26 protein-coding genes are annotated in these 26271 nt (G+C 62.4%); 14 read left to right on the top strand and 12 right to left on the bottom strand.

Annotation, left to right across the window (positions count from 1 at the left end; translation table 11 throughout):
• Positions 1-53: 53 nt before the first annotated feature.
• A complete protein-coding gene (locus HCT51_RS02330; protein ID WP_224760621.1) occupies positions 54-962 on the top strand; it encodes an ABC transporter permease in 909 nt (302 codons plus the stop codon).
• 51 nt (positions 963-1013) lie between these two features.
• Here the strand turns inward: HCT51_RS02330 and HCT51_RS02325 are convergent, their stop codons facing one another.
• The gene (locus HCT51_RS02325; RefSeq protein WP_166879356.1) at positions 1014-1619 is read right to left on the bottom strand and encodes a GNAT family N-acetyltransferase; all 606 of its coding nucleotides are present in this window, start codon (positions 1617-1619) and stop codon (positions 1014-1016) included.
• 195 nt (positions 1620-1814) lie between these two features.
• Entirely contained in the window at positions 1815-2981 is a 1167-nt protein-coding gene (gene rffA / locus HCT51_RS02320) for a dTDP-4-amino-4,6-dideoxygalactose transaminase (RefSeq protein ID WP_224760620.1), read from the bottom strand.
• A 244-nt stretch (positions 2982-3225) separates the two neighbouring features.
• On the opposite strand from rffA, the gene HCT51_RS02315 reads away from it, so the two are divergent.
• Both HCT51_RS02315 and HCT51_RS02310 read left to right on the top strand, forming a co-directional pair.
• Positions 3226-3675 (top strand): GtrA family protein, encoded by a 450-nt coding sequence (locus tag HCT51_RS02315; RefSeq protein WP_166879362.1) that lies wholly within the window; start codon positions 3226-3228, stop codon positions 3673-3675.
• Positions 3675-4625, top strand: a complete 951-nt coding sequence (locus tag HCT51_RS02310) for a glycosyltransferase family 2 protein (RefSeq protein ID WP_166879366.1) — start codon at positions 3675-3677, stop codon at positions 4623-4625. Before HCT51_RS02315 ends, HCT51_RS02310 begins: the two co-directional genes overlap by 1 nt.
• A gap of 10 nt (positions 4626-4635) precedes the next feature.
• Here HCT51_RS02310 and HCT51_RS02305 read toward each other — a convergent pair whose 3' ends face one another.
• From HCT51_RS02305 to HCT51_RS02285, 6 genes are all read right to left on the bottom strand, one after another.
• Complete coding sequence (locus tag HCT51_RS02305; RefSeq protein WP_166879370.1) at positions 4636-6354, bottom strand: hypothetical protein; 1719 nt, start codon at positions 6352-6354, stop codon at positions 4636-4638.
• 104 nt (positions 6355-6458) lie between these two features.
• Positions 6459-7685: a hypothetical protein gene (locus HCT51_RS02300; protein ID WP_166879373.1), complete on the bottom strand. Its 1227-nt coding sequence runs from the start codon at positions 7683-7685 to the stop codon at positions 6459-6461.
• Positions 7682-7813: a hypothetical protein gene (locus HCT51_RS18825; RefSeq protein WP_255523537.1), complete on the bottom strand. Its 132-nt coding sequence runs from the start codon at positions 7811-7813 to the stop codon at positions 7682-7684. The genes HCT51_RS02300 and HCT51_RS18825 overlap by 4 nt, the downstream gene beginning before the upstream one ends.
• 134 nt (positions 7814-7947) lie before the next feature.
• A complete protein-coding gene (locus HCT51_RS02295) occupies positions 7948-9354 on the bottom strand; it encodes a glycosyltransferase family 4 protein (RefSeq protein ID WP_166879377.1) in 1407 nt (468 codons plus the stop codon).
• A complete protein-coding gene (locus tag HCT51_RS02290; RefSeq protein ID WP_166879380.1) occupies positions 9351-10313 on the bottom strand; it encodes a glycosyltransferase family 4 protein in 963 nt (320 codons plus the stop codon). Before HCT51_RS02290 ends, HCT51_RS02295 begins: the two co-directional genes overlap by 4 nt.
• A gap of 548 nt (positions 10314-10861) precedes the next feature.
• Entirely contained in the window at positions 10862-11113 is a 252-nt protein-coding gene (locus HCT51_RS02285; RefSeq protein WP_166879383.1) for a hypothetical protein, read from the bottom strand.
• A gap of 183 nt (positions 11114-11296) precedes the next feature.
• Here HCT51_RS02285 and HCT51_RS02280 point away from each other — a divergent pair, with 183 nt between their 5' ends.
• From HCT51_RS02280 to HCT51_RS02255, 6 genes are all read left to right on the top strand, one after another.
• Positions 11297-12694, top strand: coding sequence for a DUF4214 domain-containing protein (locus tag HCT51_RS02280; RefSeq protein WP_166879388.1), 1398 nt, complete (start codon positions 11297-11299; stop codon positions 12692-12694).
• Between the two features lie 160 nt (positions 12695-12854).
• A complete protein-coding gene (locus HCT51_RS02275; protein WP_166879391.1) occupies positions 12855-13841 on the top strand; it encodes a GDP-mannose 4,6-dehydratase in 987 nt (328 codons plus the stop codon).
• Between the two features lie 7 nt (positions 13842-13848).
• Positions 13849-14823: a GDP-mannose 4,6-dehydratase gene (locus tag HCT51_RS02270; protein WP_166879394.1), complete on the top strand. Its 975-nt coding sequence runs from the start codon at positions 13849-13851 to the stop codon at positions 14821-14823.
• Between the two features lie 24 nt (positions 14824-14847).
• Entirely contained in the window at positions 14848-15966 is a 1119-nt protein-coding gene (locus HCT51_RS02265) for a glycosyltransferase family 4 protein (RefSeq protein WP_166879397.1), read from the top strand.
• A complete protein-coding gene (locus tag HCT51_RS02260) occupies positions 15963-16823 on the top strand; it encodes a glycosyltransferase family 2 protein (protein WP_166879401.1) in 861 nt (286 codons plus the stop codon). Before HCT51_RS02265 ends, HCT51_RS02260 begins: the two co-directional genes overlap by 4 nt.
• 113 nt (positions 16824-16936) lie before the next feature.
• Positions 16937-17779, top strand: a complete 843-nt coding sequence (locus HCT51_RS02255) for an FkbM family methyltransferase (RefSeq protein ID WP_191413719.1) — start codon at positions 16937-16939, stop codon at positions 17777-17779.
• Between the two features lie 24 nt (positions 17780-17803).
• Here the strand turns inward: HCT51_RS02255 and HCT51_RS02250 are convergent, their stop codons facing one another.
• Both HCT51_RS02250 and HCT51_RS02245 read right to left on the bottom strand, forming a co-directional pair.
• Positions 17804-19450, bottom strand: a complete 1647-nt coding sequence (locus tag HCT51_RS02250) for a hypothetical protein (RefSeq protein ID WP_166879408.1) — start codon at positions 19448-19450, stop codon at positions 17804-17806.
• Between the two features lie 34 nt (positions 19451-19484).
• Positions 19485-20219 (bottom strand): polyprenol monophosphomannose synthase, encoded by a 735-nt coding sequence (locus HCT51_RS02245; RefSeq protein ID WP_166879412.1) that lies wholly within the window; start codon positions 20217-20219, stop codon positions 19485-19487.
• Positions 20220-20239: 20 nt separating this feature from the next.
• Between HCT51_RS02245 and HCT51_RS02240 the strand changes: the two genes are divergently transcribed.
• Complete coding sequence (locus HCT51_RS02240; protein WP_166879415.1) at positions 20240-20707, top strand: GtrA family protein; 468 nt, start codon at positions 20240-20242, stop codon at positions 20705-20707.
• Between the two features lie 6 nt (positions 20708-20713).
• On the opposite strand, the gene rfbA is transcribed toward HCT51_RS02240, so the two are convergent.
• Complete coding sequence (rfbA, locus tag HCT51_RS02235; protein WP_166879418.1) at positions 20714-21580, bottom strand: glucose-1-phosphate thymidylyltransferase RfbA; 867 nt, start codon at positions 21578-21580, stop codon at positions 20714-20716.
• Positions 21581-21584: 4 nt separating this feature from the next.
• The gene (locus HCT51_RS02230) at positions 21585-22196 is read right to left on the bottom strand and encodes a dTDP-4-dehydrorhamnose 3,5-epimerase family protein (RefSeq protein ID WP_166879421.1); all 612 of its coding nucleotides are present in this window, start codon (positions 22194-22196) and stop codon (positions 21585-21587) included.
• A 64-nt stretch (positions 22197-22260) separates the two neighbouring features.
• Between HCT51_RS02230 and rfbB the strand changes: the two genes are divergently transcribed.
• The 4 genes from rfbB to HCT51_RS02210 all read left to right on the top strand — a co-directional run bounded on the left by rfbB (position 22261) and on the right by HCT51_RS02210 (position 26252).
• Complete coding sequence (rfbB, locus tag HCT51_RS02225; RefSeq protein ID WP_166879424.1) at positions 22261-23256, top strand: dTDP-glucose 4,6-dehydratase; 996 nt, start codon at positions 22261-22263, stop codon at positions 23254-23256.
• Complete coding sequence (gene rfbD, locus HCT51_RS02220) at positions 23253-24101, top strand: dTDP-4-dehydrorhamnose reductase (RefSeq protein WP_166879427.1); 849 nt, start codon at positions 23253-23255, stop codon at positions 24099-24101. Before rfbB ends, rfbD begins: the two co-directional genes overlap by 4 nt.
• Entirely contained in the window at positions 24098-25246 is a 1149-nt protein-coding gene (locus HCT51_RS02215; RefSeq protein WP_166879431.1) for a glycosyltransferase family 4 protein, read from the top strand. Before rfbD ends, HCT51_RS02215 begins: the two co-directional genes overlap by 4 nt.
• Positions 25247-25475: 229 nt before the next feature.
• Positions 25476-26252 carry an HAD-IIB family hydrolase gene (locus HCT51_RS02210; protein WP_166879434.1) on the top strand — a complete coding sequence of 259 codons (777 nt, stop codon included), beginning with the start codon at positions 25476-25478 and terminating at the stop codon, positions 26250-26252.
• The last annotated feature ends 19 nt before the right edge of the window (positions 26253-26271 follow it).

The following is a 26271-nucleotide window of genomic DNA, read 5'->3' as shown; positions in this document are numbered from 1 at the left end:
GCGTCGGGAGTTTCCTGCTCGGCCCAGAATGCTGAAGAGAAATCGGTGAACGCGTGACCTTCGTTGACAACGGCTCGTCCGGCGTGCCTCTACCCGACGGGGAACTTGTCACTGCTGCGCCACCGAAAGGCGCAATCGCCGGCACCAAGTACTCGGTCAAGGCTCTGTACGCACATCGCGAGCTCTTGGGCCTGTTGGTCCGACGAGAGATCAAGTCTCGTTACAAGGACAGCTCACTCGGGCTCGTGTGGAGCCTGCTACGCCCGCTCACCATGCTGCTGATCTACTATGTGGCGATCGGGAAGTTCTTAGGAGCGGAGCGGTCCATTCCGCAATTTGCGATCTTCGTCTTCACCGGCCTGACCGCGTGGGGCCTGTTTTCGGAGATCATATCCGGGTCTACTAGTTCGATAGTGGCGAACTCCGGGTTGATTAAGAAGGTCTACCTTCCGCGAGAGATCTTCCCATTGGCCACTGTCGGCTCCGCTGGCTTCAACTTCCTTGTGCAGTTTGCGATTCTGCTCGTCGCAACGATTGCGCTGGGTCAAGCCCCTCTCAGCCCGTCGCTGTGGCTGCTGCCGTTATCTTTAGTCGCCCTTGTACTTGTAGCGTTCAGCGTTGGGTTGTTACTGTCCGCTCTGAACGTCTATCTGCGGGACATCCAGCACCTCGTCGAAGTGCTCCTGCTTGTGATGTTCTGGGCGTCACCGATTGTGTATTCGTACCAATTCGTCAACACCGCGCTTGGCGGCGGCTGGCTCGAGCAGCTGTATCTCGCGAACCCATTTACCCCGATCGTGCTCGGATTCCAAAAGTCGATGTGGATCGCCGGTGCCGATCAACTGTGGCCGCCATACCTTGAGCTGCGACTCGTGGTCGTGTGCCTCGTAAGTCTGGTAGTTCTTTGGGTTGCCCAACGAATCTTCGCAAAGCTCGAAGGCAATTTCGCCCAAGAGCTGTAAGCGTTTTTCGCGGAGCCGGGGCCGTCCGCGCAACGGCCCCGGCAAGAACAACTAGCGCATGAGATGAAGCGTATCGACGGCGGCGACCGGCACGAACCCGGCTCGAGCCCACGCACGCTGAACCCTGATGTTGTGGCTCTGCGTCGAGATCAAGATCTTGTCGATACCATCCCGCAGCGCGGCGCTCCGCACTGCTTCCAGGAGGTACCGGTAGAGGCCTTTCCCTTGGCGCTGCGTACTCATCCCCGCCAACTCGATCTCCCAGGCGGTTTCACCGGCGTCGACGCTAACGACGGTTGCACACCCGACGACGCCCGACGGGTCAGAAATCAGGAATCCGCGGCTGCTTTGCCCGGTAAGCGTCGATTCCGCCCACTGCAGGTAACCCTGCGCGACGACGCCCGGATCCAATCGCGGGTTTGCGGAGTAGTGATTCGTGTAACCGGCGAATGAGTCGGTGATGAGCAGCATGGCACTGGCAAGGTCGGCACTGCCCTGGGCGAGGGATTGCACCTCTCGCGTTTCGATACCGCCCGGCACGGAGGCCGTGGGGGCGTCTTCCACGTTCAGTTCCCAGTACATCAGAGTGCCGGCGGGAATAACCTGTCGCCCTTGGTCGAGCAGCCTTGCGGGCAGAGCCTGCAGTTCACTCGGCATTCTGAGAATGACAAGGTCAGCGGATGATCGCTGCAGGACGCCGTCGAGATGTGCACCCAGTTCCCCGAGGGACGCGAAGTCCTCGCGCCATCCTCGTCCGACGCTGATGCGCTCGACCTGGAATCCGAACCGTTCAGACTCGCTCCCGCTCGCCGCGAGGGCACCGACAGAGCCCTGTAGGTCTGTCCAGCCCATTTACGCGACCATCGTGGCGCGACCTACCGCCGCGTAGCCGAGGACGCCATCAATAACGCGGTCGACCTGCGCGGTGGAGAGCCCGGCCCAGAGCGGGAGGCGAACGAGCCGGCTGGAGAATTCCGCGCTGGCAATACATGCGTCGGGGGTGCGTCCGTAGCGCAATCCACCGGGGCTGGAGTCGAGCGGGATGTAGTGGAACGGCGCCGAGATGCCATTAGCGCGCAGGTGCGCGATCAGACCCATCTGGTCGTGATGGGTCGGCATCAGGATGTAGAACATGTGCGCGGTGTGCTGCCTGTCATCGGGAACGTGCATCAGCGTCGCGCCGTTGTCGTCTGCCCAGTCCGCGAGGTTCTCTGCGTAGTCGTCCCACACCGCGTGCCGCTTGGCCTGCACCGAGTCGAACTCGGCCAACTGAGAGTCCAGCACGGCGGCGTTGAGTTCGCTCAGCAGATAGCTCGACCCGATGTCGGTCCAGGTGTACTTGTCGACCTGGCCGCGAAGGAAGCGTGACCGGTCTGTGCCCTTCTCACGAATCATCTCGGCGCGCTCCATCAGCGACTGGTCGTTGACCAACAGCGCTCCGCCTTCGCCGCAGTGGATGTTCTTGGTGTCGTGGAAGCTCTGCGTGCCGACGCTGCCGATGGTGCCAAGCGAGCGCCCCTGCCATTGACCGCCAAGACCGTGTGCGTTGTCCTCGATGATCGGCAGCCCATACTCGGAGGAGAGCGCCAGCAGCGATGCCATGTCGGCGGCTACTCCCGCGTAGTGCACGACAGAGAGCGCCTTGGTGCGGGGCGTGATCGCCTGCTCAGCGGAAGCAACGTCGACGTTGCCGCTGGTCATATCGATGTCCACGAACACCGGGGTGGCACCGCTCAGGGCGATCGCCGTCGCCGCAGACGGGAAGGTGAAGCTAGGCATGATGACTTCGTCGCCGGGGGCGAGGCCGAGCAGAAGGCTACTCATTTCGAGCGCGTGTGTGCAGGAAGTCGTCAACAGCGCATTCTGCGCACCGCTGATCTGCTTCAGTTTCTGGGTCGCGGCCGCAGTAAACGGTCCGTCACCGTGAACATGTCCTGATTCCAAGACTGCCTCGATGTTCGGAAGCTCTTTCTCGGTGCGATACGGTCGGCTGAAAACGATGTTCTCCGCAGTCAACATGGACTCCTTATTGCGTTTCTGTTCGCGACTCTTGAGTGCTGAGGTCACCGGCCGAAGTCGGCATCAGTGCGTGGGGGCAAGAACCCACGTTTCGCGCGCTTAAACCCTACTTGATACACCGGGGATCTCGAATCGTCAGCATGAATCGCCGGGAAGTACGTGATCCGAGGTGAGGCCCCGGCGGGAGCAGCAAGCGGATCGACTACAATTGCCACGTTCGTTTCGTCAACACTCTGGAGTTCATATGGCCTTGCCGACGCCCGCGAGCCTCGCGGGCCTGAGCGGCCAGGGACTCAAGTACCTCGTCGTAGCCTCATTAACTTCACTCTTCTATCTCGGCGTGATGTCACTCGGACTCCTGATCGGCTGGCATTACTTCATCGCGATAGTTATTGCGCAGGCGGTGACGATCGCTGGCGCCTTTCCTGCTTACCGGCGGTTCGTCTTCCAATCGACAGGCCCGATCGGTCGAGACTTCGTCCGGTTCCTCTCGGTATGGCTCACAGGAATGATCGCTGGTTTAGTGTTGACACCGCTGATGGTGGAGCTCGTCGGGATGCATCCGCTCGTCGCTCAAGTCATTGCGATCGCCGTGGTCAGCATCGGATCCTTCCTTGCCCACCGCTATTTTTCCTTCAAGCCGAGTACTGATGTCGCCGACAGCCGTGCGCTGCCGGGCGACGGGAACCTTTGATGAATCTTTCAGTGATAATTCCGTGTTACCGGTCTGTCGAAGCACTGCCCCCGCTGGTTGAGCGCTTGTCCGGTGCGTTGTCCGGCCTCGTTGCGAGTGGGCGCCTCGATGCCTTCGAGGTGCTCCTCATCGTCGACGGCAGCCCCGACAGCACTGCCCATGTCGCTCGCGAATTAGCGGCCGGCCTCGAGGCGTTTACAGTGCTCGAGATGCGCCGCAATTTCGGCCAGCACAATGCCCTGGTCGCGGGAGTGCGTGCCGCCCGGTACGAAGTGGTGGTGACAATGGACGATGATCTTCAGCACCCGCCTGAGCAGATAGAGCGGCTCATTGCCCCGCTCGAGAACGACCATGTTGACCTGGCGTATGGCGTACCCACCGTCGAGGAGCACGGATTCCTGCGCTCCCTGGCGTCGCGGACAGTTAAGAACGCGCTGCGGCTGGCGGGCGTGCCGAATGCACAGTATGTCGGCGCATTCCGCGCCTTCCGCACCGACCTGCGCGACGGCTTCAGCGAGGTCAACGACCCGCAAGTGAATCTCGATGTGCTGCTCTCCTGGACGACGACCGCTGTAGTCCCGGTGGAACTGACTATGGATCGACGCACGACCGGCACGTCGTCGTACAATCTGGTAGCGCTCATCCGCCATACCCTCAACATGGTCACCGGCTACGGTGTGGTTCCGCTGAAGCTGGCCACTTGGCTCGGATTCATTTGTGGAATCTTCGGGGTCGTGCTCATGGTGATCGTTGTGTTCCGCTTCGCGATCGGCGAGACGACCGTTGCGGGGTTCACTACTGTTGCCGCTTTGGTCTCACTGTTTGCCGGGGCTCAACTCATCTCGTTGGGCATCATCGGCGAGTACCTGGGTCGAGCTCACTTCAGAAGCATGCACCGGCCGATGTACCTTCTCCGACGCGAGGCCGCCGACGTAGAACCCCGCGACTAGGCCCCGACGGTTACTCGTCTGCGTGAGCGGGATACTCGATCCGGCTGAGGCACACTTTGACCTCGGCCCGATCCTGCGAGTACTCCTCGAAAGTCTCGCAGGCGAAGACGGTTGTGGGGTAGCCCTCACTCGTAAGCTCGTCCGCGATCTTCTGCTCAGCGTCGGGGTTGAATGTGTATGTGGCAAGCACATCGGGCCGGGATTGATCCAGCTCAACGAGATGGACAGGCGCCAGCTCAAAACTCGTGGTCAGCGTGTTCGGGCCGAACAGCTGCAGCGCTGCGGCCGAAATGAACCCCACGTCTGGGTCAACCCAGACGAATACCTTGTCATCCGGGGTGGTTTCCGAAATCAGCCACGCCTCTATCTCGATGCTCCGCTCCAGAGTCACGTCATCGACCGAGTCCTCGAATGCGGTCGCATAGTCGATCCGCCAACTGATTCCGTTGGACTGCGGCTGCGAATTCTGCGCGGTCTGGAACGCGACGAACAACAGGCCCGTAATCGCCAGCGGCGCCACGGATCGCGTCCACCGGGATCGACCGCTGCCGACGGGAAGTCGGAACACCGCTAACACCACGAGCGCCAGAACGGCGACAAACACCAACACGGTAACCCGCACGCGAAGCTCTACATCGAGGTGCGCAACGGGCACGAGCACGAGGAATGCGCCCACAGCCACGGCGACCGCACCGATCTTGGTTGACACAACGGGGGCGGCGAACAACTGCACGACGAAGGCAACGAGACCCATGAGCGCAGCCGGCCACAGCAACGCATTGTAGTACTGCGCTTCCAGGGTCGCGCCACCCTGCCACAACGCCCAGACGACAGCGACGACAAAGCTCGTGGCCGTCATCACCAATGACAGTCGGGCAAGCGTCGCGCCTCGCTGCTTGAGCACGCCGACCACCGACAACAGGATGGCCGCTGCCGGCACGAGCAGCGATGTCGCCGTGGGAATCCAGGTGAACGGGTCCGCGCTCGTGAAGATGGAGTAGTCGATTCCGACCGATGTCTTCAGCACGGTGTCTACCCAGTTCAGCTTCGGGAAGAGCACCTGGGCCGCGATGAGGAAGAGCGAAAGGCCCGCCAGCAGGCCGAGCACCCCGGTGCCCAACACGACGCCAGCACGAAGCCATCCGTCTCGTCGGCGAGTACACGCCAGCACGGTGATTCCCGAGGTCGCGATCGCCAGCCCAAATGAGTACGGGTTGGTCATCAGAAGCCATGCCGCGGAGAGGCCGATGCCAATACCGATCGGCCAGGGGGTTGCCGTGGGTTTCAACCAGAACCGCGCGGCAAGGGCCAGGCATACGAACATCCCCGCCATAGCGGTGCCGGGGAAGTAGGTGTTTCCTACCGAGAACAGGACAGCGGAGTTCAACCCGACTACCAACGAGCAGATCAACGCGACGAGCCGGCGCGCACCAGCCCATTTCGCGAAGTAATACACCGCGCCGACTATCAGCAGGATCAGCAGGAGGCGGTACAGCGTCCAGCCAGGACCGACCCCAAACAGGTCGAACAAGACCCGCATCGGCGCAATCACGCCCAGCTTGGTCCAGAAGTACGATGGGTTTGGGGCTCGATCTGTGACGTCATCGCCGAAGACGCCGAGCGTGAAGTAGAACTCGGAGTCGGGGCTGAACGGTGGTGTCCACTTCTCGGACCCGCTTAGCTGCGCCACGCCAATGGCGGCCGCCAGAATCACTGCGATATCGAGCATTACCCTGCCCACGCCCGACGACCGTAAGCGGCTGACAAGCCCGCCCCGAAACGCGGTCTTCCCGCCAGCAACTGTGTACATCGTTTGGAATCCTTGGCGCGGCGCTAGACGAGCGCGTTTCCGGTCTCGAGCACGTTCAAGACATAGACGATTCCGCTGACGACATGCAACACCAGCACCACCAGGGCGAGAACCACAACGGGCACGCGGCGCTTCGTGGGTCGCGCCTCGTGCAGGGAGCGTGCGAGGTTCGCGATGAGCACGATCAGCAGGATGAAGGTGGCGGTATATGCCCCCCAGAACCAGTTGCCATCGGTCGAGATTGCGCCACCGACCACCCGTTCGGCGAGCATCGCCGCCTCAAGCACCGCGACCACGACCACCAACCAGCTGAGCACGACCGCCGTGGACCGCCGTCGCTCAACCGGCAGCGCGAAGTGGGTGAGCACCGCTCCCCCGAACGACAGCACGAGCGACAGCGGGATATTCGCCGAGAACACCTGCCATACCTCGAACGGTGCGAACACCAGCCGCGCGTCACGCACTCCACTGCTGGAGAAGACGAGGAAGTACTGCACGACGAGCAAGACAGCGACAGGCATGAAGGCAACGGCACAGTAGCCGAAGGCGTCACGCCACGGTGAACGCGCTCGAACCAACTTCACGATGAGGGCGATGCCTACAACCGGGAGCAGCGCCAGCGCATAGTTCGGCTTCGTCAGTACCGACAGGAAAATGAGCCCTCCGAACGTCGCGGCGGTGCGCCATTCAGGTTTGCGAATCAGTGCGATCGCGGCGAGGGCCGCGATAATTGCGAAAGGGAGAGCAAGGATGTTCGTCGAGTTGTGCCAGACGTTCGGCGTGATCTGGCCGAGGTACACCATCTTCGGCATCGCGGGGTTGAGGATCGGCATCGCGAGCACCGAAAACACACCGATCGCGAAGCCCCAGACCGCAGACCGAGCGAACCGGCTGGTGAGCCACATGACGAGAACCGCCTTCAGCACCACACTCGCCGTCAGGAGCACGATCGACACCGGTCGGAACAACGCGGTGTCGTTGGCGCCCCCCGTAAGTACGTAAACGAGCGGGTACCAAAGAGAATATGAAATCCATCCCCCCTGTTCCACGATGTCCTTCGCAAGCCCGGCGTGCACCATGATGTCGGATGCATACATTTGCTCGGTCAGTCTCACGAATACCGGAATGCTGACGAAGGCGGCGACGAATGCAAGCCCGGCGTAGAGCAACCACGTGCCCAGCCCGATGCCGCGAGCGGTACCGTCCGTGACTACTTCCCTGAGCTGCGTGCTGCGAGTGGCGCTGCTCACAACTGCACCGGAACGATGCCAACCGTCGCTGTCGCGTCGACGACCGAACGGCCGAAATTTGGCAGCCGTTCCTTAGCCGCTCTCTTTTCGCGGATCACAAACCGCTTCGACACGTCGCGCATCTGCACGACGACTGGGGACTCGGTCAATGGGGCTCTCCGCGTAGTGGTTATTTGCCTCGGGCATTCAGGCCGAAGGAACAACCCAAGAATAGTCTGCCGGGATGATGGGAACTTCGCCCAAGAGCTCTGCACAAGCCTAGCTAGGCCAACTGCCAGAGCTCCTCAGCGTAATGGTCCCAGGATGAGGTGGGAAGGTTGGCGGCTTCGGCAGACAGCCGAGCCACCTCCTCGTCGCTGGTTAGCAGCAGACGCATCGCGTCAGCCATCTGCTCTGGGTCGTGAGGGTTGGCGAGCAGGGCCCCGCGGCCCTCTCCGAGGTCACGCATGCTGCCGAAGTTCGAGGTGATAACCGGGGTGCGGTAGGCCAGCGACTCGACCACGGGGAGCCCGAACCCCTCGTTGATCGAGCAGAACACCGAGAACCGGGCAGTCGCGTACAGGTCCCAGACCATTTCGTCAGAAACCCCGCTCAGCATGATAATCCGTCGATTCTTGCGTCGCAGGTCACTGACGAACTCGTCGATCTGCTGGGTCTCCCAAGAGTTACCGCCGACAAGTACCAGCGCGAACTCGTGTCCCGCCCGCCAGTTCAACTCGGCGGCGTGGAGCAAGCTCAGATGATTCTTGCGGGGCTCCCGGCTCCCGACCGACAGCACCACTGGCACATCGTCAAGACCGAGCTCCGCTCGCGTTGCCTCGATGCTCGCACGATCCCGGGGTTCCGGATTGGCGTTGAAGGGTAGCGGCAGGTCTGTGATCTCCGGGCCTGTGAGTCCAGCACCGCTGAGCATGCGCCGCCATCCTCGGTACTCTCGCCCTGCGGCTTTTGAGATCGGCGCAACCGCGTCGAAGCGAGCCAGCGTGCTCAGGTACTTGCTAAACGCGCCGGGCATGCCTGGGCCCGCCGTCTCAGCAGTGGTGACGGGGATGCAGTCGAAGCCGATGGCGATCGAGCGTCCTCCCGAGAATCTTGCGATCGTTCGCAGCCGAGCGGCGCGCTCGTCATCGACGGCGATTTCGGGAAGGAAAAGTGTGGCCCGGAACGGGATGATGAATTCGACTGGGCCAGCAACGACGGGCTGCAGCACGACGCGTTCAGCCTCTTCGGGCGACGCGGAGAGGAACCGGCTCGTGCGCTGATCCCAGGTGACCAGCTCAATGTCACGGCCAATCCACCAGCGCGACAGTGTCTCCCGGGCGACGCGTTGAATGCCAGTGGTGAACCGACTCCGTGCCGTGTCGGTCACGTCGGCGACGACATCCGAGACCACGCGGGTCGGAACCGCTTTGCTTCGACGACGCCTGCCTGCGATCTTCGCGTGCTCGTCGACCAGGGAGACGAGGCCGTCGAGACGCCATCGCCGCGTGAACCCCTTAATCAGGTCCGGATGCGGAATTTCTTCGTAAAGAACCGCGAGTACCAGATATGACACTGCGTGGTCCGGCTCGCCCGCCGCTTCGGCGATCAGGGCGGCAGACGGGTTCGCCGGGGCGGCACCCAGGGCGTTCGCGATAATGCCGAGCTTCACAACTGTGTCGCTTTTCATCGGTCCACCGCCTTGCTGCTCTCAACGAAGTCCCACAGCTCGTCGGCGTACGTGCTCCAACTTCGTGACGGGATCTCTCGCGCCTCGCGTTCGAGCCGCTCTATCAGCTCGTCGTCGGTGAGCATCCGGCGGAATCCGTCAACTATGTCGACGTCGTCGCGAGGATTCACCATGACGCAGCCGCCAGCTGCGGCGATCTCAGCAAGGCTTCCGAAGTTCGACGTGAGTACAGGTGTGCCGAGAGCAAGGGATTCCGCCACCGGCAGCCCGTATCCTTCGTGCAGGGATATGAACGCGGTGAAACGGGCACGACGGTAGAGCTCGAGCAGTTCATTGTCGCTGGCTCGTCGGAGAGATCGGACACGGAACCCGCGGGCGTTGAGCTGGCGCACCCTCCGGTCGAAGTCGAGGAGCACCGACGCACTCCCACCACCGACAAACACGAGTTCGAAGTCAACGCCCTGATTGAACAGAGCCTCAGCCGCGTACAGCACTCCCTCTTGGTTCTTCCGCGGTTCGTGGCTGCCAACGCAGAGCACAAGCGGGCGCTCACGCACCTTCTCCGTCAGCTCAGGTGCGACGACTGGTGTCTCAAGAGCCAGCGGAATCGCCCGCACGATCGGACCCGGGATTCCCTGCGTCGGCAGGGCGTCCCCGAAGCCTCGGAACTCCTCGGCAGCCGACTCACTGATCGCCGCCACCGAATGCGCGCGCTTCACGATCGTCAGATAATGCGCGAAGCGCTCCGATTCGTCGTTCGACTGGCCCTCGGCTGAGACAAGGGGAATCGCGTCATACCCGATGAGGCTCACCACGTTGCCCGAGTGCTCGGCAACGCAGGCCAACTGCTCGCAGAGCGATGCCATCGGCACCTCGGGCAGGAAGACCCGGCAGTTCCATGGCACAACGAGTGCGACGGGCTCCTCGTCCTCATGGTTGCGCCGCGCGGGCGGCGTCAACTGGCGATCATTCCAGTTCAGGACGCGATCAAGTTCAAAGTCCAGGAGGCGGCGCATCGCCGTGGAATCGTGTATCCATGCAACGAAGGTGACCGGTTTATGGGTTGCGTGCCAGATTGGCATCGTTTGGCGCACCACTCGTTGAATGCCGGTGTTGTGTTCCCAGGTGGCGCAGAAGTTAACGTCGACGACTGTCGAATCCTCGACCACCTCCAGACTGCGACGGCCAACGAACGGAAGCGTCGCGGGATTGACGGTCGCTTCGAGTACCGCCATCATCGCCGTGCTGTCTCTGGCAAGCGATAGCCGACGGCGCATTTCGGTCAGTTGATTCGGCTTTGGAAACGAAGCCGAGACTGCGATGAATAGCAGCCAAGCCTTCCGTGCATCGTGGGTGCGCTTGGTCTCGACCGCGAGCTGATGCAACAGTCCTGCAGTGGACGACTCAAGGCTGGCGGCGGGCGCGATCAGATGGGCGACGGCCATCAGGCGGGATCTCAGGGCCGCTTTGACCTCTTCGAGCGGCGCGGGTTCAGCAGTGCGCCGCATCACCGGTGCTTGCCCAGCTTGCGAGCCAAGGCCGCCGCAGCCAGCTGGCTCGACGGCACGAATCCGATCTCATGCACACGCTTCTCGAACCTGCGGAACACCCGAAGCGGTCGCGTCACGCGCCACGAGAACGTGTTCTGGAAGGCACGCAGGGCGTCGCCGCCTCGCGCAGTGATAAGGACCCAGTCGTCGAGCACTGCTTCGCGCAACTCGTCGAGATCCCGTTGAAGTTGCTCGGTCTCGTCGCTCACTTGGCCACCCTCGTTACACATGCTTTTTCCCGAACCTCCGGCCCGATAAGGCCTGATGGCAATAGAGACAGGGTACTGTACTCGTCGAATGCCACGACGAATCGAGTGGACATTCGAACTGCTCCGGGGGGTCATGTAGTGAAGCTGTCGACACGTGTGCGAAGTGTGAAGGTCTGGTCGGTCGTGGCAGCGATCGGAGTCGTCCTTGGCCTGGTCTTTGTGCCAGCGCCCGCCGCAGAAGCCGCAGACGTGCAAAACTTCAATCCCGGATACATCATCGATGATGCTTTGTTCTACAACTCTTCGCTGACCACTGAAGCCGGCATCCAGCACTTCTTGGAATCCAAGGTACCGAATTGCGGTGCCACCACCGGTCCTGCGTGTCTCAAGAACTACCGCGCGGATTCCGCCCCGCGGTCGGCCGACAAGTATTGCAAGCTGCCCTACCCCGGTGGCAACAACCAGCTGGCGTCGACAATCATCTACAACGTCGCCCAAGCCTGCAACATCAACCCCCAGGTGCTGCTGGTGACCATGCAGAAGGAACGCGGATTGGTCACCGATGTCGTGCCGACGAACGGCGACTACAACGTCACGATGGGGTATGCCTGTCCGGACACTGCGCTCTGCGACACGAGGTACTACGGCTTCGCGAACCAGCTTTACTCCGCTGCTCGGCAGTTCAACGTGTACCCGGCAAATCGCGATCTCTTCCGGTACGACTCCGGAGTTATGAACACCATCCAATGGCACCCGAAGGCGGCGTGTGGAAGCAGCCAGGTGTTCATCCAGAACGACGCCACCGCTGCGCTCTACAACTACACGCCGTACCGCCCGAACGACGCGGCGTTGAACGCGGGCTACGCAATATCCGCCGACCCCTGCTCTTCCTACGGCAACCGCAACTTCTGGATGTATTTCACCGACTGGTTCGGATCGACGACAATCTCACAGCCCGCGCAGGCATTCGTCAAGTCCGTCTACCAAGACGTGCTCGGTCGTCAGCCCGGCAACGCCGAGATCGGCAGCTGGGGCAAGGCGCTGATGGGCGGCATGGCCAGCGGCCACGTGGCCGGCGGATTCGTCGGCAGCGACGAGTTCCGGCTGCTGAAGATCGACGAGGCGTACCGGTCGGTACTCGGCCGGGAGCCGGAACCCGCAGGTCGGCTGGGCTGGCTCAACGGGATACGAGCTGGAACCCTTACACCCGACGACGTCTCGCGTGTGTTCATGTCCACCGATGAATATTTCCTTCGGAGCGGCGGCACGATGGAGAGCTACGTGGCCGCGGTGTACGAGCGAATCCTCAAGCGCACAGCGGCATCGAACGAGATCGCCTACTGGGCTGAACTGGCGCACGCCCACGGTCGCGGCACGATTGTGAACTTGATCTGGTTCTCGACGGAGACTGCTCGGGCACGAGTCGCGGACATGTATAACGTCTACCTCGGCAGACCCGCGTCGTGGGACGAGCTCGTGGGCTGGGGCGACACGGCACTACGCGTGGGCGACACTGCTACCCGTTCCGCCATCCTTGGCAGCGGCGAGTACTGGGTGCGCTCAATGAACCGTTTCCCCTGATCACCGGTCGAGACACCCAGTCGAAGGGCGCCCGATCAGGCGGTTCAGATCAAATCGGTAGACTGACTACGCGTCATCCGGACCGTGCGCCCGACCACGGCTGTGCCGCACTTCCGAAACGCCCGTGACCGACGGGCCCAACAATCTCTCGAGGACTCATATGCCCCGCGCACTCATTACTGGAATCACCGGCCAGGATGGCCTGTATCTCGCCGAACTCCTTCTGTCGAAGGGCTACGAGGTCTACGGCTTCATGCGCGGACAGAACAACCCCAAGCGCGAACTGGTCGAGACCACCCTTCCCGATGTGAAGCTGCTCACCGGCGATCTGACCGATCTGTCCAGCATTCTGCGTGCGCTCGACTCCTCAAAGCCGGATGAGTTCTACAACCTGGGTGCGATCTCGTTTGTCGCCTATTCCTGGGAGAACGCGCACCTCACCTCGGAGGTGACCGGACTTGGTGTGCTCAATGCGCTCGAGGCGGTGCGCCTGTACTCGAAGGACGACCCGAGCAAGGTGCGGTTCTACCAGGCCTCAAGCTCCGAGATGTATGGCAAGGTGCAGACTGTGCCCCAGAATGAGGACACGCTGCTGTGGCCGCGCTCCCCATATGGTGTCGCCAAGGTCTATGGCCACTACATGACGATCAACTACCGTGAGTCGTACGGGATGCACGCGTCATCGGGCATCCTGTTCAACCACGAGTCACCTCGCCGTGGGCCGGAGTTTGTCACTCGCAAGATCAGCCAGGCCGTCTCGCGCATCTCGCTCGGCCTGCAGAAAGACCTCTCGCTCGGCAACCTCGACGCCCGACGCGACTGGGGATTCGCTGGCGACTACGTCGATGCGATGTGGCGCATGTTGCAGCAGGACACCGCCGATGACTACGTGATCTCTACCAACGAGACGCACTCGATTCGTGAGTATCTCGACCTTGCCTTCAAGCACGTCGGCATCGAGGACTGGACGCCGTATGTGAAGCAGGACCCCCGCTTTATGCGCCCGGCAGAGGTCGACCTGCTGATCGGCGACTCAACGAAGGCTCGCACCACGCTTGGCTGGGAACCAAAGGTCGACTTCCCCTCACTCGTCGCGATGATGGTGGATTCCGACCTCGCCGAGCAGAAGCGCTTGGCCGGGCTCTAAACCGGACATGCCGGTAGCATTCATCACCGGGATCACCGGTCAAGACGGTTCGTACCTCGCCGAATCGCTCGCCAGCCAGGGCGTCGAGGTTCACGGTCTGGTGCGATCCCACGACGACAGAGCCGCTGAGCAAGGACACGTTCACCCCGACGTGATCTTGCACGAGGGTGACATTACGAACCGCGAGGACCTTGACCGGATCGTGCGCTCGATCAAGCCGAGTGTGATCTACAACCTCGCTGCGGTCAGTTCCGTCTATCGCAGCTGGGCCGAGCCGGTGAACGCCGCGTTGGTGAACGCGGTTCCGGTTGCCCAGCTGCTCGACTCCGCGTGGCAGCTTCAGGAATCGACCGGCAGCCAGGTGCGTTTCGTGCAGGCGTCGAGTGCCGAGCTCTTTGGACAGGCCGCCGAATCGCCACAGACTGAGAACACGCCCATCCGCCCGACGTCGCCCTACGGGGCGGCGAAGGCCTATGCCCACCACATGGTGGGCGTATACCGCGGTCGCGGGCTCTTCGCTTCGAGTTGCATCCTGTACAACCACGAGTCGCCACGACGGCCAGAGACGTTCGTGACCCGCAAGATCACCGCGGCGGCCGCACGCATTGCACGCGGCCAGCAAAACACATTGGAGCTCGGCACACTCGATGTGCGCCGCGACTGGGGCTGGGCACCGGACTATGCCCACGCACTGGAACTTGCCGCCGCGTCTGAAACGGCCGATGATTTCGTCATCGCCACAGGCCAGACCCACTCAATTGCCGACTTCGCACGCTTGGCCTTTGCGCGGGCCGGACTCGATTGGCAAGAGTATGTGAGCGTCGACAAGTCAATTGCGCGTCCGGTCGACCCAAGCGAGCAAGTTGGCGACGCGACGCGGGCACGCACCGTGCTCGGCTGGCAGCCTACAAAATCCTTCGAGGAGATTGTCGAGGCGATGGTCGACAACGACCTCGCGCTCGCCGACTCCGCGTTGTCCTAAGGGACTGCTGTGCAAGCGCCTGCTGTGTTGCTCGATGCCACCGCGATTCCCCGCGATCGGGGTGGTGTCGGGCGCTATCTCGATGGAGTCGTTCCGGCCCTGCAGCGTACCGACGTGCGCCTGACCGTCGTTTGCCAGCCGCGAGATTTGGCACACTTCAGGAAAGCCGGGGTTAATGCGGTAGCCGCGCCCGCCCGTGTGGCCTCAACGGCCGCTCGGCTACTCTGGGAGCAGGTTGGCCTCCCCCGGCTGGCTAAGCGGCTCAACGCAGATGTGGTGCATTCCCCCCACTACACGTTCCCGCTCTTCACTCGACGGCGCCGCGTGGTGACAGTGCACGACCTCACCTTCTTCTCACACCCCGAGCTGCATTCGCGCACGAAGCGACTGTTTTTTCGCACCTGGATCCGAGCGAGCAGGTGGTTGCCCACGAGCGTGATCGCTCCGAGCGCCGCCACTGCAGACGAATACGCGCGCATCACCGGGGCGAGCCGCTCGCTCGTCGTCGTTGCTCATCACGGTTATGACCGCGATCTATTCCACGAGCCGTCCCCTGAAGAGGTCAGCGAGTTCCGCGCCACGCTTTCGCCGGCGACCGATCGTTGGATCGCGTTTCTCGGTACGCTAGAACCGCGCAAGAACCTCGTCGCCTTAGTGCACGGCTACCAGTCGGCACTCGAGAAGGTACCCGCCGCCGAGCGACCGCCACTGCTGCTTGCGGGCGGCCCGGGATGGGATGACGCACTCGACCCGGCGATCCTCGCTGCTCGCCGCGACGGTTTCGACGTACGTAAGGTCGGTTACCTGCCAATCAACCAACTGCGGGCGTTCCTCGGCGGTTCCGAGATCGTGGCGTATCCGAGCCTGGGCGAAGGTTTCGGACTGCCCGTGCTCGAAGCGATGGCGGCTGGCGCCTGCGTGCTCACTACCCGGAGACTGGCACTCCCAGAAGTTGGCGGTGACGCCGTCGCCTATACGGAAACCGGTCATGAGTCAATCAGCGCCGCGCTGGCTGCACTGCTCAACGACTCGTCAGAGCGCCTGCGGTTGCGGGCGGCCGCACGGCACCGGGCAGAAGAGTTCACGTGGGAGAGCTGCGCACACTCCCACCTGATGGCTTACGAGCGGGCGGCCGATCGATGACGCCATACGGCACCGGAGTCGCCTGCATCACCGTGAGCTACTACTCGACGGACGCGTTGCTCGACCTGCTCGCGTCGCTCCGCACCAGCACGGTGCCGCTGGCGCAGACGATCGTGGTGAACAACGCCGTCGATGACGATCTCCGGGCGGTAAGAGAACAGCCCGGCGTGGCTGTCATCGACGCCGGACGCAACGCCGGCTACGGCGGTGCAGTGAATCTCGGTGCCCAAAGCCTCGCCGATTCGGTCGGCTGGATCCTGGTGGCAAACCCCGACACGCTCGTCGAGCCCGGCACCATCGGCGCCTTACTCGCCGCTGCCGATTCCCCTCACGTTGGCTCGCTTGGGCCCCGTGTCACCGACGACGATGGAGTCACATATCCGTCGGCCCGTGAACTGCCGTCGCTGCGAACCGGAATTGGGCATGCGCTCTTCGCCAATCCCTGGCCGACGAATCCGTGGTCAAGCCGATACAGAGGCGACTCTCGCGCTGTAACGACCACGACCCGCGAGACCGGGTGGCTGTCGGGATCGTTCGTGCTGGTGCGCCGCGAGGCGTTCGAACAGCTCGGCGGCTTTGACACCTCGTTCTTCATGTATTTCGAAGACGTGGACCTTGGCCGCAGGCTGGGCGAGGCAGGCTGGACAAACCTCTACGTCACTGATGCGACGGTCGTGCATCACGGGGCACATTCCACGAAGAGGTCTGCCAAGGCAATGAACCGTGCCCATCACGAGAGCGCCTACCGTTACCTGGCGCACAAGTACTCGGCGTGGTGGCTGTGGCCGCTGCGCGCGGCGCTGCGCGTCGCACTCACCATCCGGGAATGGTCGACGCGGCGTCGCCCGCTCGGCTGATCGGTCCGGACTACTCCCTGCATGGTGCCATCATTGAACGACCCAACCCCTGAAAGAGCTCGGTGACAATGACCAGTGCGCTCGTGTCATACGCGCAGAACGGCGAGGATGTCGTGCTGTCCCGAGCCCTCGGCTCGATCGAGAACGGCTTCTACGTGGAGGTAGGCGCGAACCACCCGACGGACGACTCCGTGTCTCGCACCTTCTACGACCGCGGATGGTCGGGCATCGCCATCGAGCCGAATCCGGAATACGCGCGGATCTACCGGGAGGAGCGGCAACGGGACGTCGTGATCGAGGCCGCGGTGACCGCGTCGGCCGAGCAGCACGTGACCTTCCACATCATCAAGGGAACCGGCCTGTCGACGCTTGTCGACAGGATCAGCGAGAAGCACGCAAGCACCGGCAGGGACGTCATTGATGTGACGGTGCCGACCGCGCGGCTCGACACGCTGCTCGATATGCATCGTCCAGATGGCGACATCCATTTTCTGTTGGTCGACACCGAAGGCGCTGAGGGCGATGTGCTCAACACCATCGATTTGCAGCGGCATAGGCCATGGATTCTCGTCATCGAGGCGACAGAACCTGACTCCACCGTGCAGTCGCACTCGGCCTGGGAGCCAGGAGTGCTCGCGGCCGGCTACGAATTCTGTCTCTTCGACGGCCTATCCCGGTTCTACGTCGCCAGCGAGCACGCGGCGGAGTTGAAAGGCCTGCTGTCGTATCCTGCGTGCGTGCTCGATGGCTACGTCAGGTCTGAGGTTCTCTCTCTGCGCAATGCGCTCGCTGAGACGTCTCATCAGCTTGAACGCACGACTGCCCGGGCTGAGACTGCTCAAGCCCGCGCCAGGCACCTCACGAGTGAGTTGATGGCAACGCGTCAGACCTTCTCGTGGAAGCTGACGGCGCCGCTGCGTCTTGTCAAAGAAATGTTCCGGCGCACCTTTCGCTGAGCTGCCCTTCCGGGCAGGCCGCGGTCAACCGCGCTCGCCGGCGTCGATGCTGCCCCGCACAATGTCGGTCAGTATCTGCTCACCCGGCGTCTGCTCAAAGTCGTAGATCTGATAGGCGCCGCAGTCGACGACCTCTGCGGGTTCACCAAGCCGATCCAGCGCTTGTACCGGCACAAACGGCGATCCGTCGATCAGCACGTACGAGAAGCTCTTGTCGTACGAGGCACGGTTGATCATCCATTCGAACGCGGTCAGGTCGTCGTTCACCTGCAGTATCGTGCCCTCGTGGTCGCCATAGACCTCGAGCGGTCTCGCGGCCCAGAAGCTGGCGACCCCGTTGGCATTGGATCCGTCGAGGAAGACGTCAAGGCAATCGGGATACACGTAGGAATCGCCGCGTACGAAGCTGGCGACGGGCGGGAGACTCAACGCCCCGAGCACGACGATTCCTGCCGCGCAGACGCCGCCGAGAGCCAGGCCCAGGCGATTGAGGCCGCGTCGAAGGCTGGCATCCCAGACGCTGCCGATCATGCGGCGCAACACATACACACCGATCAACACGCAGAGCAGTAGTGGGAAGATGAACACTGGTTCGAGATACCGGGTGGTCGTCGACCCTGTCGCCACATACCCGGCGAACAGCGACACGACGGATGCCGCAACGAACGCGACCACGAACACCTCTGCTGTCGTGATCCTCTTTGCCAGGCGCGGCCGGCTCTGAGCGTAGGCGGCGAAGACGAACACGGCGAAGACGACGACCAAGAGTCCAACGATGAGTACAAACTTGAACGCCCCAGCCGCGCTGCCGAGCAGTTCGACTACGGTGTCCCGCAGGCTTGCCAGGCTAAGCGGAATATTGTTCAGTGCCAAATAACTGGACACGTCACTAGCAAACAGCTGGGGGAATGCTGTGCGGCCTGCCAAACCAGCACCGACGCTTGCCACGTGAATCGCGGCGATCAACCAGAACCCCCGCCAGCTGAGGCGGTTCCAGAGCACAAGAAGCGTGATCGCCATGAGGAGGGGTGCCACGACCTGCAGTATGTAGAGCGGATTGGAAAACGTCGTCAGACCGCCCAGGACGAACACTGCCACGCCGTAAACCGCGGCACGTTTCCGCTCGGTCTGCGTCAGACTGAACGTCTTGGTTGCCCACAGCGTGAGCGCCACCATGGCGAGGCCGACCACGATCACACCGTAGTAGTACGTCGACATCAGATAGAGCGTCGCGATAGCACCACGATTGATCGTCGGTTGCGGCTCCAGCAGGACGAAGGTGACGAACAGCAGCGTGCTGAGCATCGCCACACTGACCTCGACGAACCGGTGACGGGACCGATGTGCGAGCAACCGTGCGTTGATGCGGAGCAGCACGTACAGAACGACCAGGTTGAGCGTCACGTTGATCGCGAGTGCGAGCTCGACTGAGTCGGTGAACAGAGTGCTGACGAAGTAGAACAAACTCTCGGGGAACAAGAAGTTCTGAGACGAGAAGACCCAGTCCTGCGGCTCTCCCCGCTGCAGGCTCTCTTCAACCAGCGGCAGCACCAACGAGTCCGCGTTATAGAAGACCAGCGCATGCCAGGTGGTGGATACGAACCTATTGAGCACGACAATACTGGCGAAGACGACGACAACGATCGGCGCAACCTCGGCGAAAATGGCCATCGGCCAGCCACGCGACGAGCGTCTCACGGCCATATCAGCGGCCACGGAGCATCCGGATCCTCGGAACCAACACGAAATTACGAAGCAAGGTGTTCTTGGGAATCTTCGACTGTCCGTGCGTTCTGTCAAAAAAGACGATGGGCAGCTCCGTCATCGATGTGCATCCGAGTAGTGCCCGATACTTCAGCACAAGGATGAAACCGTAACCGGTCGCGGTAATGGTGTGGGGCTTGATCCGACGAAGCAGCTTCGCTGAATACATGTTGAATCCGCCGGTGTAGTCCGTGATGCGACGACTCAGTACGTTCCGCGCATAAAAGTTGCCCCCTCGGCTGAGGACGCGTCGCTTCAACGACCAGTCCGGAGTGCCGCCGCCGGGGATATAGCGGGACGCGACCACGAGGTCAGTGCCCAACGTGCCCTGGTGAATGAAGCCCGTCAGGTACTTCGGGTTGTGGGAGAGATCAGCGTCCATCTGCAAGAAATAGTCGAAGTCCTCTTGGAGCAGCTGGGTGAAGCCGAAGATGTATGCGGCCCCGAGACCCTCTTTGGCCGGTTTCACCATCACCTTGACGTGGAAGTTCGGCAGTTCGTGGCTCGGGGCGATCCTCTGAATGAGATCGGCCGTCCCGTCTGGCGAGGAATCGTCCAAGTAGATCAGGGTAGTGTCGACATCCGGTATGCCCGTCACGACCTCGGAGATTTGCTGAGTGAGCGCCGAAACGTTGTTCGCTTCGTTATAGGTGGGGACAACGATCGCAAGTCGCATTGTAGGAGAAACCTCGAGACGTGAAACGCATTCTGCAGAACCAGCAAGTCCGATTCTTGTTAGCGGGCTCGTTCAACACCGCCCTGGACTTCCTACTTTTGAACGTGTTGACCCTAGCATTTGGGGTTGCACCGCTGGTTGCGAACACCGTCTCCGTGAGTTTGGGCATCGTCATCTCGTACGCGCTCAACCACTTCTTCGTGTTCCGTTACCCTTACCGGATCAGCATTGGCAAGTTTCTCGAGTTCTTTCTGGTCACAGGCTTTAGCTCGCTCGTCTTGCAGAACACGATAATTTTCCTCTTTGAGCTGCTTTTCGACACCAGCTTCGGCAACTCGCTGCTCTTCCTACCAACGGCGGAGGGCGATCAAGTGTTGGCGTTGAACATCGCCAAGTTCTCGGCCGTGCTCGTCGGGCTGGTGTGGAACTTCACGATGTACAAGTTCGTCGTGTTCCGCAAGCGCAACGAGCCGCGTCGCCTCAAGTGAGACCCGTCAGAGCCCGTCTGCCAGGCGCAGGAGGTACTCCCCATACCCGCTCTTGACCAGCGGGGTTGCGAGGGCGCGCAACTGGTCGTCATCGATCCAGCCCGCCCTGAATGCGACCTCTTCGATGCAACCGATCTTGTATCCCTGCCGGGCTTCGATCACGCGCACGTACTCAGACGCCTGCATCATCGATTCGAATGTTCCGGTGTCGAGCCAAGCCGTTCCCCGATCGAGCACCTGGACACTCAGCGCACCAGCGTCGAGATACCGCTCGTTGACGGTGCTGATCTCCAGTTCACCCCGCGCGCTGGGCGTGATCGACTTCGCGATCTCTACGACCGAGTTGTCGTAGAAATACAACCCGGGAACGGCGAAGTTGCTCTTCGGCGCCGCGGGCTTTTCTTCGATCGACACCGCAGTGAAATCGCTATCGAACTCGACGACGCCGTATGCCGTCGGGTCGCTTACCGCATAGGCGAAGATGAGAGCGCCTTCGATGTTCTGCACGCTGCGCAGGGACGTCCCCAAGCCGCTGCCGTGGAAGATGTTGTCGCCGAGCACGAGTGCGACGCTCTCGTCGCCGATGAACTCCTCGCCGATGATGAACGCCTGGGCCAGTCCGTCTGGTGAGGGTTGCACGGCGTATTCGAGACGGATGCCGAGGCGGCTTCCGTCGCCGAGCAGCGCTTTGAACTGCTCGTTGTACTCGGGCGTCGTAATAATCAGGATCTCGTTGATGCCCGCCATCATCAGCGTCGACAGCGGGTAGTAGATCATCGGCTTGTCGTAAATCGGCATCAGCTGCTTCGAGATGCCTTGAGTGATCGGCCACAGCCGGCTGCCGGATCCTCCAGCCAAAACGATTCCGCGCATCGGCTCAGCCCTCCACCTTGCTCATCGAGTCGTAATAGTCGCGAGTCGCCTCCCAGGTGGGTAGCAGCCCAGCGGCGACCGATTCTGAGAGCCCCGGGGCTTGGGTGTCCTTCTCGGACAGCAACAATTCGCCGGCATCCGCGGGAAAGACCAAGCCGACTTCGGGGTCGAGCGGATTGATCGCATGTTCGGTGCCGGGGTTGTACACGTCGCTCACCAGGTAGGTGACCGTCGCGTCATCGGTGAGCGCGACGAACGCATGCCCGAGACCCTCAGACAGGTAAACCGCGCGTCGGTCCTGATGGTCAAGGAGCACCGAATCCCACTGGCCGAACGTCGGCGAACCGACCCGGATATCGACGACAAAGTCGAGCACAGCACCGTGGGCGACAGTCACGTATTTGGCTTGACCTGGTGGCACATCGACGAAGTGGATGCCCCGCACCACACCGCGCTTCGAGACAGACGTGTTGGCTTGGCGGAGGTCCAGCGGCCGGCCGACCGTGTCACCAAGCTTGTCGAAGCGGTACCACTCAAGGAATGTGCCGCGATCATCGCCGAACTGCTGAGGTGTAATGACGTAAGCGTCGGGAATGGAGAGTTCGCGGATCTGCACTCAGCGAGCCTACCAATGCTCGCCTCGGTAGGATCGATGGGTCACTCTCGATGGAAAGAAGTTCATGAAGATTCTTGTCACCGGCGGGGCCGGGTTCATCGGCTCTAACTTCGTGCACTACCTGATCGCGAACAGCGACCACACCGTTACCGTGCTCGACAAGTTGACCTACGCGGGCAACCTCGCGTCGCTCGATGGGTTGCCTGCTGCTCGTTTCAGCTTCGTCAAAGGAGACATCGGCGACGCGGAGCTGGTGGACGACCTATTCGGGTCACACGATGCCGTCGTGCACTATGCGGCCGAGAGCCACAACGACAACTCACTCGCCGACGCTCGCCCGTTCCTCGACACGAACATCGTCGGCACCTACACCCTGCTCGAAGCGGCCCGCAAGCACGACATCCGTTTTCACCACATCTCGACCGATGAAGTGTACGGCGACCTTGAGCTCGACGACCCCGCTCGGTTCACTGAGGACACTCCATACAATCCGTCGAGCCCGTACTCGTCCACAAAGGCCGGCAGCGACCTGCTCGTGCGGGCCTGGGTGCGCTCGTTCGGGGTGCGGGCAACGATTTCCAACTGCTCGAACAACTACGGCGCATATCAGCACGTCGAAAAGTTCATTCCGCGCCAAATCACGAATGTATTGCGCGGCGAGCGACCCAAGCTCTATGGCAAGGGCGAGAACGTCCGTGACTGGATTCATGCGAACGACCATTCGTCTGCGGTACTCACAATCCTTGAGCGGGGCGCGATCGGCGACACGTACCTGATCGGCGCCGATGGCGAGAAGAACAACAAGGAGGTCGTCGAGCTGATCCTGACCCAGCTCGGGCAGGCGGCCGATGCCTATGATCACGTCGTCGACCGGCCGGGTCACGACCTGCGTTACGCCATCGACTCCACCAAGCTCCGCACCGAGCTCGGATGGGAACCAAAATTCTCGGACTTCGAAGCTGGCCTCGCCGACACCATTGCGTGGTACCGGGACAATGAGGCTTGGTGGGCGCCACAGAAGGACGAAACCGAGGCCCGGTACAAGGACCAAGGGCAGTGACGAGAATCATCATCACCGGGGCGAACGGCATGCTCGGCCGTGACCTCCAAGCCGTATTCGCCGGTCGTGACGTCACCGCGTTCAGCCGCGCCGACCTCGACATCACCGACCGGGATTCGGTGATCGACGCGGTCGCTGGACACGACGTGGTTATCAATGCCGCGGCGTACACCAATGTCGACGACGCCGAGACCAATGAGGAAGCCGCGCTCGCCACGAACGCTCTGGGAGCCGAAAATCTCGCGGTGGCGGCCGCCCTCAGTGGGGCACGCCTCGTGCAGATCTCGACCGATTACGTGTTCGACGGAACAGCGAACGAACCGTATGACGAAGATACGAATCTTCGCCCCGTGAGCGCGTACGGACGAACCAAGGCAGAGGGCGAGCGCCGCACGCGGGCGGCCCATCCCGACGGCTCGTACATTGTGCGCACGGCGTGGCTTTACGGTGCCCACGGCCCCAACTTCGCCAGAACCATGCTGCGACTCGCCGAGACCCACGCGAGCGTCAGCGTTGTCACTGACCAGGTCGGACAGCCGACGTGGTCGATGGACTTAGCAGGACAGATCCTGCGGCTGGTCGATTCCGCTGCCCCGGCGGGGATCTACCACGGCACAAACAGCGGCCAGGCCAGCTGGTTCGACTTTGCGCGAGCTGTGTTCGAAACGGCCGGGCTTGATCCGGAACGTGTAGGTCCGACAGACAGCGCCGCCTTCGTGCGCCCCGCCCCGCGTCCGGCGTATTCCGTGCTCGGCCACAACGGCTGGGCTCGCGCTGGGCTTGCGCCGATGCGGCCCTGGCGGGACGCCCTCGAGGAGGCGGCAGCGACCGGAGCCTTCGGATGACCTCGGCCAACACGCTGCGTGTCATCATCGATCAGATGGTTGCTCCCGTACCCGGTGGCATCGGTCGGTACACCGAGGAACTCACCCGCGAGCTCATCAGAACGGCGCCCGCCGGATGGTCCGTTGAGGGAGTGGTGTCGGCATCACCCGAAACGGCCTACGCCGAGATCGCGGAGAAACTCCCGGGTCTATCGGGCCTGTTCAAGAGCGCCCTCGCCCGGCGGGAGCTCTCGCTGTCGTGGCAGGCGGGGCTCACCCGGTTGCCGGGCAAGGGCATGGTGCACGCCACCAGCCTGCTTGCGCCGATGTACCGGCACAACCGGCTGTACGAACCCGGGCATCAGATCGCGGTAACGATCCACGACGCCGTGCCGTGGACTCACCCGGAGACCCTCACCCGGCACGGGGTGTCCTGGCACCGGGCCATGGCCAAGCGCGCGCAGAAGTACGCAGACGCGGTGGTCGTACCCTCACACGCGGTGGCTGACCAGCTCGCCGACTTCATCGACTTTGGCGACCGTGTGCGAGTGATCGGGGGCGCCGTGAGCTCACAGCTCACGCTGCCAGCCGACCCTGCAGGCCGCGCGAGCGAGCTCGATCTTCCCGACGAGTACGTCCTGAGCGTCGGCACGCTGGAGCCTCGCAAGGGGGTCGAATCCCTGATTCAGGCGATGGCCGACCCGGCTCTTGACCACATTCCACTCCTGATCGTCGGGCCTGGGGGTTGGGGCGACGTGGATGTCTCGCAGGTTGCTGCCGACGCAGGGCTCGCCGAGGGACGAGTTCGCACACTCGGCTACCTCAGCGATACCGACCTGGCGCTCGCGCTTGACCGGGCGACGGTGTTCGTGCTGCCGAGCATGAGCGAGGGCTTCGGCCTGCCCGTGCTCGAGGCGATGCACTTCGGCACGCCCGTTGTCCATTCCGATTCGCCAGCACTGGTAGAAACGGCAGGCGGCGCGGGAATAAGCGTTCCGCTCGCCGACCTGTCGGGCTACCCAGAGAGACTGGCGCACGCCATCGCCTCGGTGATCGGCGACACTAGCAAGAGTTCCCGGCTGAGCGTGCTGGGCAAGGACCGTGCGCGGGCCTTCAGCTGGCGGGATTCCGCCGAGAAGGTGTGGCAGCTTCACGCCGACCTGTGACGGCCTCGTCGAGTCAGATCACGCCTGAGGGCAGAGCGGGCACCACGACGTGGCAACTCCGGCACCGTCGCGCGTTTCATGGGAGACCATGACGATCCCGTGAGACGTGCATGTCGATACTGCGCTAACCATGATTTCCACAGTACCCGGTACCCGTGGGATAGTTGACGCTGGCCGTGATCCGGTCGTTACCAAACACAGACGCTTCAGCTGAGAGACATCTAAACGCATGACCACAACCTCCACGACCCTCGTCGCGTTCGACCTGGACGACACTCTGGCCCCGTCGAAGTCCCCGCTGCCGACCGCGGTGGCCGAGCTGCTGGTCGAGTTGCTGGATGTCGCGGAAGTGTGTGTCATCTCCGGTGGCCAGTTCGGCCAGTTCAAGGCCCAGGTGATCGACGCTCTCGGCGCCGCGAGCGATGATGCCCTCGGCCGGCTGCACCTGATGCCCACCTGCGGCACCCAGTACTACCGGTTCGAGGACGGCGACTGGAACCAGCTGTATGCGCAGAACCTCACTGAGGACGAGAAAGCCCGCGCTCTCGCCGCGGTCGAGGGCAAGGCGCGTGAGCTCGGCTACTGGGAGATCGAGACCTGGGGCCCGATTCTTGAGGACCGCGGATCGCAGATCACCTTCTCGGCGCTCGGCCAGGCCGCCCCGGTCGCGGCAAAGACCGCGTGGGACCCGAGCGGTGTGAAGAAGAACACCCTGCGCGAGGCCGTTGCCGCGCTGCTGCCCGACCTCGAGGTGCGATCGGGCGGATCGACATCGGTCGACATCACGCGCAAGGGCATCGACAAGGCGTACGGCATGACCAAGCTCGCCGACATGACTGGCATCGCACTCGACGAGATGCTGTTCGTTGGGGACCGCCTTGACGAGAACGGCAATGACTACCCGGTGAAGGCGCTTGGAGTTCCCTGCTATGCGGTCACCGGCTGGGAAGACACCGTCACGTTCCTGAAAGAACTCATTCCCACCCTCGCTGCACGGGTCGCCTAACGGCCACCGGCCGCTTCAT

Source organism: Salinibacterium sp. ZJ450, assembly GCF_011751885.2.
Taxonomy (GTDB): domain Bacteria; phylum Actinomycetota; class Actinomycetes; order Actinomycetales; family Microbacteriaceae; genus Ruicaihuangia.
Note: the sequence above shows the minus strand (reverse complement) of the source record. Positions and strands in the feature narration are given on the sequence as shown.